Origin of the sequence: Clostridium sp. AM42-4 (assembly GCF_003480105.1) — a bacterium.
Classification (GTDB): Bacteria; Bacillota; Clostridia; order Lachnospirales; family Lachnospiraceae; genus Brotaphodocola.
In genome coordinates this window covers 43,642-58,327 of sequence record NZ_QUIK01000009.1, presented here as the reverse complement: position 1 = coordinate 58,327, position 14,686 = coordinate 43,642, and the positions used below count along the sequence as shown (strand labels likewise).

Here is a 14,686-nt window from a genome sequence, read left to right as displayed (position 1 = left end):
TTCAGAGAAAAGCTTCCGGCTAGGCGTGTTTTTCATCTTCCCATTCTTTATACAGCTCTTTCCATGCATCAGCGAAACGCCGGGAGACTGCAGATGGGTTGCGCTGCAGGATAGAGGGACGTGCGATGGCTTTTCTGCTGTTTAAACGGCTGGTCGTGTCGGCAATCTTTTCGTTCAGACTGCTGATGCGTGCAGCCAGAGCCGCTTTTTTGGCATCGAACGATGCAGCCAGTTCTTCTTTCCGTGCAGCAACGGTTTCCTTGTGTAATTCCATTGCCTTTGCCAGTTCCTCTTTCCGCGCAGCAACAGCTTCTTTATGTGCTTCCACAGCTTCCACAAATTCTTCTTTCCGTGCAGCAATGGCTTCCCGGTGAATCTCGGCAGCGGTTGCCAGCATTTCTTTCCGCGCGGCAGCCAGCTGCCTGCTGTTTTCTACATTTTCAGCAACAGCATCCAGCAGCTCTTCCTTCGCATTTTCTACATTCTGCATGGTTTCGGCCTTTAACAGTGCAAGCTGCACCTGCATATCCTCCAGGTCTGCACGCAGCTTTGCAACGCTTTCCAGAGCCTTTGCCAGTCCCAGGGCTTCCTTCGTGGACTGGATGGTATCCATCACAAAGCAGCCGCTGACGGCTCCAAGCAGGCACCATTCGAGTACCGGCGGCAGATTCAGCACAAGGTGCTCGATCGGCTTGTGGATGACCTCCGTCATGAGGATGGTTAAGAATCCCCAGGCAATGGAAGAGGTCAGACAGATATAACCGTGAATATTAAATTTCTGGTTGCTGTAATCCCAGTAGCGTACCTTAAACAGACGTTCCATTACATAGCCGGTCACATATTCCAATAAAGTGGCTGCCACAACACCGGAGCAGTAAACAAGAAACAGGTTATTTTTGACCGGGAGAGAAACCCAGAGCATCATAACTGCGCCGGTTCCATACAGGGGCAGCATGGGAAGCCGCAAAAATCCACGGTTGACAAAGTGGTGCTTCTTTAAGGACACATAGGTGGACTCAAAGATCCATCCGAAAAAGCAATAGATATAGAAGAAAGTAAGCCAGTGATACCAGGCGTAAGTGTACATTGCAGCTTCTCCTTAATTTGTGTAGTAAGATAATTTCCGGGTTTTTTAATTTCCATTTAGTTTAGCATATCCGAACCTAACCTTCAATACACATCTGATGCTGCATTGTACAGAGATTGTGCTTCTCTTATCGCCCGGGGACAGGAATTTTTTGAATCGTAACCATAATAAATCATGGACAAACCGTATTTGCCTGTGCTACAATCAACAAAAATAATTGTTACAAAAACCTGTGCATATTTATGTTTGCGCAACGCGAGAACAGCAACCTTATTTGCAGAGGGAGAAAGGAAAGAGCTATGAATTTAACATATCAGAGCACCAGAGGCGGCGAGAGCGGGCTGACAGCATCCCAGGCTATTTTAAAGGGTCTGGCAGACGATGGCGGACTGTTTATGCCGGTTTCTATTCCGAAGCTGGATGTATCCATGGAAGAGCTGGCAGGCATGACCTACCAGGAGACTGCATACCAGGTTATGAAACAGTTTTTAACTGATTTTACAGAGGAGGAGCTGCGTTACTGTATCGATCACGCATATGACAGCAAGTTCGATACAGAGGAGATCGCTCCGCTTGTAAAGGCAGACGGCGCGTACTATCTGGAATTGTTCCACGGAAGCACGATCGCATTTAAAGACATGGCGCTGTCCATTCTTCCGTATCTTATGACAACCTCTGCAAAGAAGAACCATGTGGAAAATGAGATCGTGATCCTGACAGCAACCTCCGGCGATACCGGAAAGGCTGCTATGGCTGGCTTTGCGGATGTACCGGGAACCCGCATCATTGTATTTTATCCGAAGGGCGGTGTCAGCAAGGTACAGGAGCTGCAGATGGTAACCCAGAAGGGCGAAAACACAGCAGTTGTTTCTATCCACGGCAATTTCGATGATGCCCAGACCGGCGTTAAGAAAATTTTCGGCGATAAAGAGTTTGCGGCAAAACTGGCAGCAAAGGGCTTCCAGCTTTCCTCAGCTAACTCCATCAATATCGGCCGTCTGGTCCCGCAGGTGGTTTACTATGTTTATGCATATGCGAAGCTGGTACAGAATGGTGAGATCAAGAACGGTGATCTCATCAACGTGACGGTCCCGACCGGAAACTTCGGAAACATCCTGGCTGCATATCTGGCAAAGCAGATGGGTGTTCCGGTCAAGACCCTGATCTGCGCATCCAACGACAACAAGGTTCTCTACGACTTCTTTAAGACTGGTACCTATGACCGCAAGAGAGAGTTTATCCTGACCAACTCCCCGTCCATGGATATTCTGATCTCCAGCAACTTAGAGCGCCTGATCTACTTAAGCACCGGCTGTGATGCAGCTGCAAACAAGAAGCTTATGGAAGATTTAAGCACTAAGGGTGCTTATACGGTAACTGATTCCATGAAAGCCTTCATGAAGGACTTTGTAGGCGGTTATGCAACCGAGGCAGAGAATGCTGCAGGCATTAAGCATCTGGCAGATGAGACCGGATACATCATTGATACGCATACCGGAGTTGCTTCCTGCGTATATAAAAAGTATGTGGAGGAGACCGGAGACAAGACCCCGGCGGTCATTGCATCTACCGCAAGCCCGTACAAGTTCTCCCACAGCGTTATGGCAGCAGTAACTGGCAAGGAAGCAGACACCGATGAGTTTGCATCCATCGATGCACTGTGCAAAGCATCCGGCGTGGCAATCCCGCGTGCGGTGGAAGAGATCCGCAATGCCAAGATCCGCCATACCAGAGAGTGCGACGCAGCCGATATGGAGAATACGGTAGCTGAAATTCTTGGACTGTAATTGGCTTGTAATTGGAATGTTATATGCTTCACAAAAATCAGTTTTTGTACTATAATAGAAGCAGTAGCCGCGGTAACAGGAAAACAAGACAGTTACCGGATGGTGTCTGCTTTGGGACAGGCATTGCGGCAAAATTATAGAAAACGGAGGTTTTGAACATGTTAGTATCTGCAACAGAAATGCTGAAGAAGGCAGTAGAAGGACACTATGCAGTAGGTCAGTTCAACATTAACAACCTGGAGTGGACCAAGGCAATCCTTGCAACCGCACAGGAGTTAAACTCCCCGGTCATTCTGGGTGTATCTGAGGGCGCAGGCAAATATATGACCGGCTTTAAGACTGTTTCCGCTATGGTAAAGGCCATGATCGAGGAAATGAACATTACCGTTCCGGTAGCCCTGCACTTAGACCACGGCACCTACGATGGCTGCTACAAGTGCATTAAGGCTGGCTTCTCCTCCATCATGTTCGATGGTTCCCACTACGCGATCGAGGAAAACGTAGAGAAGACCAAAGAGTTAGTAAAGGTTGCCCATGCCATGGGACTTTCCATTGAGGCTGAGGTAGGCTCCATCGGCGGCGAGGAAGATGGCGTAATCGGTATGGGCGAGTGCGCAGACCCGAACGAATGCAAGATGATCGCAGATCTCGGTGTGGACTTCCTGGCAGCAGGTATCGGCAACATCCACGGTAAATATCCGGCAAACTGGAAGGGCTTAAGCTTTGAGACTCTGGCAGCAGTCAAAGAGAAGGTTGGCGATCTGCCGTTAGTTCTGCACGGCGGTACTGGTATCCCGGCTGACATGATCAAGAAAGCGATCGACCTCGGCGTTGCAAAGATCAATGTAAATACCGAGTGTCAGTTATCCTTCGCAGATGCTACCCGCAAATACATCGAGGCAGGTAAGGACTTAGAGGGCAAGGGCTTTGACCCGCGTAAGCTGCTCGCACCTGGCGCAGAGGCTATTAAAGCAACTGTAAAAGAGAAGATGGAACTGTTCGGTTCTGTTGGAAAAGCCTGAGACCTTGCAAAAAAATAAAAGAAAATGCGAAAAAATACTTGCATTTTCTTACCCGATGGGTTATTTTAGGTAGGGAACGATGGTGTTCTTCCAATAAGGAAGAGCACCATTTTTTTTACATAACTATCAAGGAAGCGCCTTTGGCGCATCCGTTGGTTAACCCAAGCCTGGCTTGAAAAAACATGCAGCTGTGAGAATAGCTGCTCATCGATAAAAAACAGTCGGGCAGGATGAGGAGACCGGGAACGGCAATTCTGAATGAGAGGAAGGAAAAGTCTATGAGCGAAATCGTAAATGTAGCTGAGATTTTTGGCAAGAACGTCTTCAACGAAACCGTTATGAGAGAACGCTTACCAAAGAGCGTTTTCAAGAAAATGAAAAAGACCATCGAAGATGGTGCTGAGCTGGATCCATCCATTGCAGATGTAGTTGCACATGCAATGAAGGACTGGGCCATCGAAAGAGGAGCAACCCATTATACCCACTGGTTCCAGCCGCTGACTGGTGTAACTGCTGAGAAGCATGATTCCTTCATTTCTGCACCAGATTCAGAGGGAAAGGTAATCATGGAATTCTCCGGCAAAGAGCTGATCAAAGGTGAGCCGGATGCATCTTCCTTCCCTTCAGGCGGTCTGCGTGCTACCTTCGAGGCAAGAGGCTATACCGCATGGGACTGCACCTCCCCGGCATTCTTAAGAGAAGATGCATGTGGCGTAACTCTTTGCATCCCAACTGCATTCTGTTCTTATACCGGTGAAGCACTGGATCAGAAGACCCCGCTTCTCCGTTCCATGCAGGCGATTGACGAGCAGTCCTTAAGAATCTTAAGACTCTTTGGCAATACCACTGCAAAGCGTGTATGTCCATCTGTTGGTCCGGAGCAGGAGTATTTCATCGTAGACCGTCAGAAATATTTACAGAGAAAAGACCTGATCTACACCGGCCGTACCTTATTTGGCGCAATGCCTCCTAAGGGACAGGAGCTGGATGACCATTACTTTGGTGCGATCCGTGAGCGTATTGGTGCTTACATGAAGGCAGTCAACGAGGAACTCTGGAAGCTTGGTGTTACCTCCAAGACCCAGCACAATGAGGTTGCTCCGGCACAGCATGAGCTGGCTCCGATCTACGATCAGGCAAACCTGGCAGTAGACCACAACCAGATGGTCATGGAAACCTTAAAGAAGGTTGCCGGCCGTCAGGGCCTTACCTGCCTGCTTCATGAGAAACCGTTCGCAGGTGTCAATGGTTCCGGTAAGCATAACAACTGGTCCCTGACTTCCGATGACGGCGTGAACCTGTTAAATCCGGGTGATACCCCTCATGAAAATATCCAGTTCCTTCTGGTTCTGGCCTGCATCTTAAAGGCAGTTGATACCCACGCAGACCTGCTTCGTGAATCCGCAGCCGATATCGGAAACGATCATCGTCTGGGTGCAAATGAGGCACCGCCAGCCATCATCTCTGTATTCTTAGGTGAGCAGCTGGAGGATGTCATCGATCAGCTGTGCAGCACCGGTGAGGCAACCCATTCCAAGACCGGCGGTACCTTAAAGACCGGCGTTGCAACCCTTCCGGATCTGGACAAAGATGCAACCGACCGTAACCGTACTTCACCGTTTGCATTTACCGGAAATAAATTTGAGTTCCGTATGGTGGGATCTTCGGATTCTGTGGCTCCGGCAAACGTAGTGCTGAATACCATTGTGGCTGAGGTATTTAAGGAAGCAGCAGATGAACTCGAAAAGGCAGAGGATTTTGATACTGCAGTTCATGACATGATCAAGAAGCTGTTCCGCGATCATAAGCGCATCATCTTCAACGGCAACGGCTATTCCGATGCATGGGTAGAAGAAGCAGAGAGACGCGGCCTTCCGAACATCCGCTCCATGGTGGATGCAATCCCGGCTATCACCACCGATAAGGCTGTGAAGCTGTATGAATCCTTTGGCGTATTCACCAAGGCAGAGCTGGAGTCCCGCGCCGAGGTTGAGTACGAGGCATATTCCAAGATGATCAACATTGAAGCAAAGACCATGATCGATATGGCAAGCAAGCAGATCATCCCGGCAGTTATCAAGTACACAACCCAGCTGGCAGGTTCCCTGGGAGCAGTCAAGGCTGCATGTCCAGAGGCAGATACCAGTGTGCAGACAGAACTGCTTACCGAAACTTCTGCACTGCTGTCTGACATGAAAGTGGCTCTGGCAGCACTGACCGACATTACGGAGGAAACAGCAGGTGTTTCCGGTGCAGAGGCTCAGGCCCATGCTTACCACGATAAGGTTGTTCCGGCTATGGCAGCACTCCGTGCACCGGCCGACAAACTGGAAATGATCGTAGACAAGGACCTGTGGCCATTCCCGAGCTACGGTGATCTGATGTTTGAGGTATAATCCGAAAAATTTAAAACTACTATATTTTTATAAAGCAAAGGAGTTCTGGTTATGTCCGGAACTCCTTTGTTTTTTGCATGATGTATTCAATTGCTTCTAGGTCAAGGAAAAACGATCTGTTTTTAAGCCTTTCCAGACATCAGTGATACATGCGATCATTTGCTTCTTTGTTTTGTCCATTTTGGTCTGGTTGGACCAGATCAGGGAAAAACGGAAGTGATAGCTGTCCTTGATTTTTAGAATATAGAACTGCTTTTCAGCGTCAGCTGGGATCAGACAAGTAGGAAGAAAAGCCGCACCGCGTCCCTCATTTAGAAAATCTCTTGTCATGATATGGTCGTTGACTTCATAGATCCTATTTAGGGAAACGTGGTTTTTGGATAAAACCTGGTTCTGAAATTCGCGTGTGTAGGTGCCTTTTTTTAACAGAATAAAGGGTAAGTTATTACAGTCTTCCAGAGTGGGAGTACCGGAAACGCGTCCCCGCAGATATGCTTTCGGAACCAGCAGACGTGGGGATTCGTTTCCGAGAATATGTTCGGATAAGAGCGGGTTTTCAAGAACTGGAATTGCCAAAATCCCCAGATCTGCCAAACCGTTAAGCAGGTAGGCCAGACCGATTCTGGTATCGGTACGCATGAGCTCAATGCTGGAATCTGGAAAATTGTTGCTTAAGACAGACAGGACATCGGATGTGACGATGTCGTAGAGCATAGGAACGACCGCAATGCGGATCGATGCATGTCTTTGCGATACAACATTTAGCTTTTCATATGTTTTTTCCCGGATATCCAGGATCTGGCGTGCGCCCCGCAAAAAAATGCTTCCTTCTCTGGTCGGGAGCATGCGGTGGTCTTCCCTGTAAAAGAGGGGATAGCCAAGCTGTTTTTCTGCATTTTTCAAACATTGGCTGATCGCGGAGGGTGAGACGTAGAAGCGCCTGGCAGTTTCGCTTATGGTTCCTGTTTTTTCCAGTGTCAGAAGATATTCATAATTGCTTGTATTCATAAGTGTAAAACCTCTTTTTTCGTTCGGCCATATAGTAATCTGCATATTGGTGCATATAGTAGGGACTGCCCCAGTTATTCATGAGCAGGTGGATCAGGTATTCTTCTGCCTTGGACAGGGGATGTCCGCGCCGGATACCGATTCCCTGATGAGCAGTTATTTGGGGAGATATAGAGTAAGCACAGATGCCATCCGCCGGGTTATAGTAAGCATCTGGAATCAGAGCGGCTCCAACCCCATTTAGAACCATCTCGTAAAGCAGTGGAACAATGTTGGAACGAAATATAATATTGTTTTCCAGTCCGGCATTTCGAAGCAGCTCCAGAACCATTTCAGAATAGGAAGTTTCCGGAAGATTTGCCAGAAATGGAGTGCCGGTAAGTGTGCTCAGATCCATGACCGGGTAAGGCTTTCCCAGTGGAAGCGAAGCTGGATCGTAGGATCGCGGATGCCCCGGAGGAAGCAAAAGAAGAAGTTCTTCGTCCATAAATTTTAAATATTCCAGTTCGGGAAGACCTGGACTTGGGGAACCGAGCAGCGACATGGTGATCTCACCGTTTAGAAGAAGTTCTTTAAGCTGAAAATTTTTTTCGCCAATAAATTGCAGTTCGACACCGGGATAATGTTCGCGAAAATCAGTAAATATTTTTGCGAAGGCCTGCGCGCCGCGGATCGGGCTTCCGCCAAGAATGATCGTCTGGACAGATTTGTGGGACAGTGCATCCAATTCATCCCGCACATTTCTGGCAACCTCCATACATTCTCTGCAGCCATCCAGGTATATCTGTCCGCTTTCTGTGAAGATGAGTCCCTGGCGGGAACGGATGACCAGAGGGGTTCCAAGTTCTGCCTCCAGATGACTCAGCCATTTAGAGAGCGCAGGCTGGGAAATGTTCAGTTTGGCAGCAGCACGTGTAAGTGAATTTTCATTGGCCAAAACCGTCATGTAGAGCTGGTCTTTTAAAAGCATGGCAGCCTCCTCTTTTCTTGTTGATTCATAACTTTTACTTAAAAATAGCATGAATATTCGAAACTTGTCAAGAGAAACGGGGTGTATTATACTCTTGACATAATAAATTTTACTTAAAGAGGAGAGGTAACATTATGCAGATGTACATTGTTTTGGGGCTTCTGGTATTCATGATCATCATGTTTTTCATCAACAAAGTTCCATATGGAGTGACTACCATGACCTGTTGCGCGGTTCTTGCCCTTACCGGAATATTTGATATTCCGACCGCGTTTTCCGGATTGGCAAACAGGACGACAATTCTGGTTGCCTGCATGTTCACAATCGCCTATGCATTTGGCAAGACCAGCCTGATCAATAAGATCCGTGCAGGAATGGAAAAAATTAAAGAAAAGAGTGGCATTGGTTTTATTATTTTCCTGTTTCTTGTGACGATTGTTCTTGCCCAGCTGATGGGAAGAACTGCAATCGTATCGATCATTGCACTGTTTCTGGTTTCCCTGGATGATAATGATGAGATTTGCGGCTCCCGCATGATTTTTGCAGCCTTCTCTGTTCTGGCTGCGTGGAGCCTGAAGCTGCCAATCGGTCTCGGAGCAACATCATCTGCGACTGCAAATGCGTATTATGAGGGAATCATCAACAATCCGGCCTTAATGCTTCTTCCGACTGACTTTATCAAAGTATCCTTTATTCCTTGCGTAGCACTTACCGTATATGCGTTGCTTGCATGGAAGCTTATTCCAAAGCATTCCATCAGCACGGACGGGGTAAAAGAAGTGAAAGCAACGGCTGCCATCGATCCGCGGGAAGAAATGATCATTAATGTAGTGTTTGTTGCAGTGATTCTTGGATTTATTTTTGGCGCAAAGATTGGCAATCTTATGTATATTATCCCGGTGATCGGTGTTCTTGCACTGATCTACACCAAGGCTCTGACTGCAAAGGAAGCTGTAAATTCCCTGACGACAGACATGGTATGGATGATCGCCGGTGTTCTGGTAATGTCAGATGCGATCGGAAAATCCGGAGTTGGTGATCTGATCGGAAACAGCCTGTTAAAGATTCTTGGAGATCATCCGTCTGGATTGCTGGTACTGGTTGTATTTGCGGTAGCATCTATTGTCATGACTACGTTTATGTCCAATACTGGAACTGCTGCAGTGCTGACCCCGATCGCGGCATCTCTGTCTTTGGTTGCAGGTATGGATCCGCGTGGTATTGTACTTGTTATCAACATCGCTTCCGTTATGGCTGTTGCATTCCCAAGTGGTTCTGCTGAGTGCGCCCTGGCATTTGCAATTGGCCAGCATCAGCCGGGAAAACTGCTGAAATATACGTTTCCGTATTTGCTGATCGCAGTTGTGACCCTGGCTATTTCTGCGAGCGTTTTCTTCCCGGTATATCCGGCATAATTTAATAGGAAGAGGAGAGGCTTATGAGATCATATTTAATGGAGCCGGTAGCACAGAAGCTGCCGGATGCTGCCGAGGCAACAATTGACCGGAAACATTATTACAGACAGTTTTTACATGGATATTATCAGTTTGACTGTGTAGTGACAAAAGAAGTAACCCGTTCTACAAAGTTTTATATTCCGGAAGGTTCTATCTACAATCAGCCTACCGTATTTCTTGGAATTCCGGGAAAGAAAAATCCGTGGGAGTTTATCGTAGAGAGCGGATGGAAAGCACTTTCGGACCAGTATGGACTTTATCTGGTACTCATGGAGGCTGCGGACGAAGCTGGCTGGAAAAACGATGAAGAAGACCTGGCATATTTGAATGCACTGAACAATGATCTGTCACTTCGTCCGATGTTTTGTGCATTCCAGCCAAACTTCTATGCGGTAGGATATGGCGATGCAGCAGATGTGATTGGAAAGCAGAGCAGAAGAGCATCGAGAGCCTATGCGGCAGTGGCGCTGATTGGCACGAGCGGCCTTGACAGTGCAGAGGCAGAAGAACTGGCTGGTACGGAAACACGAGTGCCGGGAGTGATGTGTGCAGATGTGCAGTGGCCGGTATGGCTGGTTTATGAGAATCAGAATGAGAATACGGAACGTATGGTTTCTTATTACCGGCGTGCAAATCACAGCCAGAAAAATGGCGTGAAGGGAAGGTTTGGAACAACCTGGCTTCCGCAGGTTGGTGGTACCGTGGATGAGCATTGGTGTGCAAACGTGATTGCGGATCAGCTGGCCTGGACAGAGTGTGTGAACCGGGATTACAGTGAAGCAATTCTCTCAGAATTATTTGACGGAATTTACCGGTATCCTGGCAATAACAATGGAGCGCTGAGAAGAGCAGAAAACATCTATGAGCGTGGCTTCAAAAAGTATACTGCAGATATCTGGGGTGGATATTATACGGACCATAGAGATACCTATCGCAGAGAATGGTATGTATACCGCCCGGAGTCAGCGCCGGCAGATCAGCCGGTCCCGGCAGTCTTTGTATTTCATGGTGCAGGCGGCGGCGGAGACGAGATTGCAGACCGGATCGGCTGGAGCTATGTTGCAGAAAAATATGGCTTTTTGATCATCATGCCATCTGCTTCTGAGCCGAATGAGGTGCGTGAGATCAGCGACATACGTACCAATAACATTTTCCGTGCAATGTGGAATACTGGAAATCCGCAGCCGGAGCGGCCAGAGGATTTTCGGTTTATCGATTTCCTGTACCAGTGGCTTCCAGAACATTATTCCGTGGATTTGAACCGGATTTATGCAAGTGGACAGTCTTCAGGTGGAATGATGGGCTGGGCCTGTGCTGCTTACCGGCCGGATTACTTTGCTGCTGTAGCACCGTTTTCTGCCAGAGATATTGATATTGAGGCAGTGCTTAGAGGAGAAAAAGAAAATCCGCCAGTGGAAGGTTCTTTGATTCCGATCCGGGCCAATCTTGGCTGCTGTGACGCGGCATTTAAGGGGGGATTCACCCAGTCACAAAAGCTGATTGATTACTGGTGTGACCGTTATAATCTGACAAAACACTGGGCAGACTATTCCTATATGTCGGATGGGACATGCTGCAGCTATCGGGAAGGACTGATGACCCACTATGTTTTTGAAAATGCAAAACAGGTGCCGATGCTTCATTTGACGGAAACGGATACCAAGGCACATGCAACCTGGCCGAGCGAGTGCGAACAGGTTTGGACAGAGTTCTTTACGAAATTCACAAAAGATCATGAGACAAAAGAGCTTTTTTACGAAGGAAAGCTTGTTTAATAAAAATAATCTGATTGAAAACTTCCAGAAATGCAGGAAACCCCTGCTTCTGGAAGTTTTTGTATTTATGGAAAAGTATGTTCTATGAAACAAGAGAGTTCCGGGAACATGTATGCTTTTTGCTATTTAACAGAAATTTGTAAGAATCTATTTCATGTGAATTGGTTGAATAATCTGTGTATTATTGCTAAAATGAAAAGCATAAGAGCCGTTTGGACAAGGATACTTGCCAGGGTATAGGTACACCGGCAAAAAAACGGCGGCGCGACGATACGAAGGAGCTTTATAATATGAAGAAAAAGAATTTGGCAATGCTTACACTGGCAGCACTTTTGAGCCTTGGGACGGCTGGAATCACTGCGTTTGCGGCAACCGGCTGGGCACAGGAGGGCAGCAACTGGGTTTATTACAATAATAATGGAAGCAAGGTCACCAATGCATGGCGTCAGGCGCAGGACGGAACCTGGCGTTATCTGGAGAGCAGTGGTGCCATGGCAACCAATAAGTGGGTCGATAACGACGATTACTATGTGGATGCCAGCGGTATCATGATCACAAATAAGTGGCTGCAGGTAGCTAACAGCCGGAAAGCTTCCGGTTACGACTGGTATTATTTTGGAAACAATGGCAAGTGCTCCAAAGATAAGTGGGTACAGATCGACGGCCAGTATCATTATTTTGGTGACAGCGGTGTTATGGAGACCGGCTGGATCCTGGATGATATGTACTACTGCGATGATTCTGGCGTTATGGTGACTGGCTGGAAAAAGCTGACTCCGCCGGAGGAGTATCAGGATGCTGATACCCATACAGGTCCGTTTGAGACTGCGAGTGATGGCCAGTACTGGTATTATTTTGGAACAAACGGAAAGAAAGTCGTTCCGAATGAGAATGGAACTAACGTAAAACAGAAAAAGATCAATGGAACTTATTATTGCCTGCGGGAGGATGGCGCACTCCAGACTGGCTGGGTCTGCGTTACCGGAGATGAATCCGACAACATCGAAGATTACCGTCTGGTCGACACGGACGGTAAGGTGCGGACAGGGTGGTATTCTACGGAACCGCCGGAATATCTTCAGGGACATTACGATCACGATGTAGAATGGTTCTACTTTAATTCCAAGGGAGTTCCGGAAACTGGTCCTGCGAAGGGCAGTGCAAAAACCAGTGACTTAAAACGCATCAACAGCAATACTTACTTGTTCAATGAGTATGGTGTCCCGGTATACGGAATCCAGAAGGTTTATACCAGCGGCGGTGAATACACTGCTTATTACTTTGGCACCTACGCACAGAGCAGCATGCTGAAAGGAAAGTACAACATCACGGAGGGCGGTGTATCCTGGCCTTACTATTTTAATTCTACTGGCCGTGGCTATACGGGTGTATATGATAATTACCTTTACTATATGGGCAAGCTCCAGAAGGCAGATTCCGGCAGCAAGTATGAGGTATACAGTATTCCGAGTGGCAACAGCTTCAAGAATTATGTAGTCAACACATCTGGAAAGATCGCAAAAAATACGACTGTGAAAGACAGCAATGGTACAAAATATAAAACCAACAGTGGCGGCATCCTGGTCAAGGAGGATGACGAGAGCGTAGATGGCGGAAGCTACCGCAGCCCGGAAGAACCGGATTGGGATAACGATTAAAAAATCCGGGGTTAAAAAACCTTTTGTCCCAAACATCATATATATGTGTGTGAATAGGAATGATCATGAAAGGGAAACTGACAGTCAGGAGACTGTAAGGTTTCCCTTTTGTATTTTGCGGGCAGCGAACCGAAGCCTGCGCTGCTGACACGCATTTTTATATAGAAGAAACACGTTTTGCCTGAAAATAAAGAAACAGGATTGTATGTGAATAAAAACATAAAAATAATGGCTAAAATACTTGCTTTTATGGAAAGACTATGATATTATACAAAGGCTGTGACATGATAGCGATGAAGCGTGAGGTTGCTGCCTAGATGGCAGGTTTTCCGTGGAGCGAATGTCAAGTTAGGAAACTGACGACAAGTCACTGTACCAATTTAACAGCTGTAGTAAAAGAGTAATTGCAGTAACGCAGTGTGTAGTCCGCGCGACACACACGGAGATGTGTACAGTCACCGCTTGTCGTACTTCAAACAAAAGTGCGAAAAGGAGGCGACTTTTTTTATGGCAAGTCAAGTAATGAGAATCACATTAAAAGCTTATGATCACCAGTTAGTTGATCAGTCTGCTGGAAAAATCATCGAGACCGTAAAGAAGACAGGGGCTCAGGTGAGTGGACCGGTACCGTTACCGACCAAGAAAGAGGTAGTAACTATTCTGAGAGCGGTACACAAGTACAAAGATTCCAGAGAGCAGTTCGAGCAGAGAACTCACAAAAGACTTATCGATATCACCACTCCGAGCCAGAAAACAGTTGATGCATTAAGCAAACTGGAAATGCCGGCTGGTGTTTATATCGACATCAAAATGAAACAGAAATAAGCTTTAGTATGATTGCCGTAAAAGGTAATCCGCTGTAAGGAGGAAATTGAAATGAAGAAAGCTATCTTAGCTACCAAAGTCGGAATGACTCAGATCTTCAACGAAGATGGCGTGTTAGTTCCGGTAACCGTTCTTCAGGCTGGCCCGTGTGTAGTAACCCAGGTTAAGACCGTTGAGAACGATGGCTACAAAGCAGTTCAGGTTGGTTTTGTAGACAAGAGAGAAAAACTGGTTAGCAAACCGGTTAAGGGACACTTCGACAAGGCAGGTGTTTCCTACAAGAGATTCGTCCGCGAGTTCCGTTTCGAGAACGCAGAAGACTATTCTGTAAAGGACGAGATCAAAGCTGACATCTTCGCTAACGGCGATAAGGTGGATGCAACCGCTGTTTCCAAAGGTAAAGGTTTCCAGGGCGCGATCAAGAGACATGGTCAGCACAGAGGACCTATGGCTCATGGTTCTAAGTTCCATCGTCATCAGGGTTCCAACGGTGCTTGTTCTGATCCGAGTAAGGTATTCAAGGGTAAAGGCATGCCGGGACATATGGGTTCCAAGCAGGTTACCATTCAGAACCTTGAGATTGTCCGCGTAGACGTTGAGAACAATCTGCTTCTGGTTAAGGGCGCTGTTCCAGGACCGAAGAAATCTTTAGTAACGATCAAAGAAACAGTGAAAGCTTCCAAGTAAGCTTTGACGAGAAA

At 47.2% G+C, this 14,686-nt stretch carries 11 protein-coding genes; 8 read left to right on the top strand and 3 right to left on the bottom strand.

Annotated elements, in window-relative coordinates; genetic code table 11:
* Nucleotides 1-19: 19 nt before the first annotated feature.
* Nucleotides 20-1,087 (bottom strand): putative ABC transporter permease, encoded by a 1,068-nt coding sequence (locus DW922_RS08810; protein ID WP_118726366.1) that lies wholly within the window; start codon nucleotides 1,085-1,087, stop codon nucleotides 20-22.
* Between the two features lie 299 nt (nucleotides 1,088-1,386).
* Here DW922_RS08810 and thrC point away from each other — a divergent pair, with 299 nt between their 5' ends.
* The 3 genes from thrC to DW922_RS08795 all read left to right on the top strand — a co-directional run bounded on the left by thrC (nucleotide 1,387) and on the right by DW922_RS08795 (nucleotide 6,292).
* On the top strand, nucleotides 1,387-2,874 hold the full coding sequence (gene thrC / locus DW922_RS08805) for a threonine synthase (RefSeq protein WP_118726365.1): 1,488 nt from the start codon (nucleotides 1,387-1,389) through the stop codon (nucleotides 2,872-2,874).
* 158 nt (nucleotides 2,875-3,032) lie between these two features.
* Nucleotides 3,033-3,896 carry a class II fructose-1,6-bisphosphate aldolase gene (gene fba / locus DW922_RS08800; RefSeq protein ID WP_118718799.1) on the top strand — a complete coding sequence of 288 codons (864 nt, stop codon included), beginning with the start codon at nucleotides 3,033-3,035 and terminating at the stop codon, nucleotides 3,894-3,896.
* Between the two features lie 278 nt (nucleotides 3,897-4,174).
* Nucleotides 4,175-6,292, top strand: a complete 2,118-nt coding sequence (locus DW922_RS08795; protein WP_118726364.1) for a glutamine synthetase III — start codon at nucleotides 4,175-4,177, stop codon at nucleotides 6,290-6,292.
* 96 nt (nucleotides 6,293-6,388) lie between these two features.
* Here the strand turns inward: DW922_RS08795 and DW922_RS08790 are convergent, their stop codons facing one another.
* Nucleotides 6,389-7,300, bottom strand: a complete 912-nt coding sequence (locus tag DW922_RS08790; RefSeq protein WP_118726363.1) for a LysR family transcriptional regulator — start codon at nucleotides 7,298-7,300, stop codon at nucleotides 6,389-6,391.
* Entirely contained in the window at nucleotides 7,281-8,270 is a 990-nt protein-coding gene (locus DW922_RS08785) for a LysR family transcriptional regulator (RefSeq protein ID WP_118726362.1), read from the bottom strand. The genes DW922_RS08790 and DW922_RS08785 overlap by 20 nt, the downstream gene beginning before the upstream one ends.
* A 134-nt stretch (nucleotides 8,271-8,404) precedes the next feature.
* On the opposite strand from DW922_RS08785, the gene DW922_RS08780 reads away from it, so the two are divergent.
* The 5 genes from DW922_RS08780 to rplC all read left to right on the top strand — a co-directional run bounded on the left by DW922_RS08780 (nucleotide 8,405) and on the right by rplC (nucleotide 14,672).
* Nucleotides 8,405-9,685 (top strand): SLC13 family permease, encoded by a 1,281-nt coding sequence (locus tag DW922_RS08780; protein WP_118726361.1) that lies wholly within the window; start codon nucleotides 8,405-8,407, stop codon nucleotides 9,683-9,685.
* 23 nt (nucleotides 9,686-9,708) lie between these two features.
* Nucleotides 9,709-11,502: a PHB depolymerase family esterase gene (locus DW922_RS08775; RefSeq protein WP_118726360.1), complete on the top strand. Its 1,794-nt coding sequence runs from the start codon at nucleotides 9,709-9,711 to the stop codon at nucleotides 11,500-11,502.
* A gap of 290 nt (nucleotides 11,503-11,792) precedes the next feature.
* The gene (locus DW922_RS08770) at nucleotides 11,793-13,160 is read left to right on the top strand and encodes a cell wall-binding protein (protein ID WP_118726359.1); all 1,368 of its coding nucleotides are present in this window, start codon (nucleotides 11,793-11,795) and stop codon (nucleotides 13,158-13,160) included.
* Between the two features lie 507 nt (nucleotides 13,161-13,667).
* Nucleotides 13,668-13,985, top strand: coding sequence for a 30S ribosomal protein S10 (gene rpsJ / locus DW922_RS08765; protein ID WP_118533463.1), 318 nt, complete (start codon nucleotides 13,668-13,670; stop codon nucleotides 13,983-13,985).
* Nucleotides 13,986-14,036: 51 nt separating this feature from the next.
* On the top strand, nucleotides 14,037-14,672 hold the full coding sequence (gene rplC / locus DW922_RS08760; protein ID WP_118718800.1) for a 50S ribosomal protein L3: 636 nt from the start codon (nucleotides 14,037-14,039) through the stop codon (nucleotides 14,670-14,672).
* Nucleotides 14,673-14,686 lie beyond the last annotated feature (14 nt).

Excerpts from the sequence above, each read along its gene's own strand:
- DW922_RS08775 (WP_118726360.1), top strand. The coding sequence starts at position 9,709 with ATGAGATCATATTTAATGGAGCCGGTAGCACAGAAGCTGCCGGATGCT.
- DW922_RS08780 (WP_118726361.1), top strand. The coding sequence starts at position 8,405 with ATGCAGATGTACATTGTTTTGGGGCTTCTGGTATTCATGATCATCATG.
- rplC (WP_118718800.1), top strand. The coding sequence starts at position 14,037 with ATGAAGAAAGCTATCTTAGCTACCAAAGTCGGAATGACTCAGATCTTC.
- fba (WP_118718799.1), top strand. The coding sequence starts at position 3,033 with ATGTTAGTATCTGCAACAGAAATGCTGAAGAAGGCAGTAGAAGGACAC.
- rpsJ (WP_118533463.1), top strand. The coding sequence starts at position 13,668 with ATGGCAAGTCAAGTAATGAGAATCACATTAAAAGCTTATGATCACCAG.
- DW922_RS08785 (WP_118726362.1), bottom strand. The coding sequence starts at position 8,270 with ATGCTTTTAAAAGACCAGCTCTACATGACGGTTTTGGCCAATGAAAAT.
- DW922_RS08795 (WP_118726364.1), top strand. The coding sequence starts at position 4,175 with ATGAGCGAAATCGTAAATGTAGCTGAGATTTTTGGCAAGAACGTCTTC.
- thrC (WP_118726365.1), top strand. The coding sequence starts at position 1,387 with ATGAATTTAACATATCAGAGCACCAGAGGCGGCGAGAGCGGGCTGACA.
- DW922_RS08770 (WP_118726359.1), top strand. The coding sequence starts at position 11,793 with ATGAAGAAAAAGAATTTGGCAATGCTTACACTGGCAGCACTTTTGAGC.
- DW922_RS08810 (WP_118726366.1), bottom strand. The coding sequence starts at position 1,087 with ATGTACACTTACGCCTGGTATCACTGGCTTACTTTCTTCTATATCTAT.
- DW922_RS08790 (WP_118726363.1), bottom strand. The coding sequence starts at position 7,300 with ATGAATACAAGCAATTATGAATATCTTCTGACACTGGAAAAAACAGGA.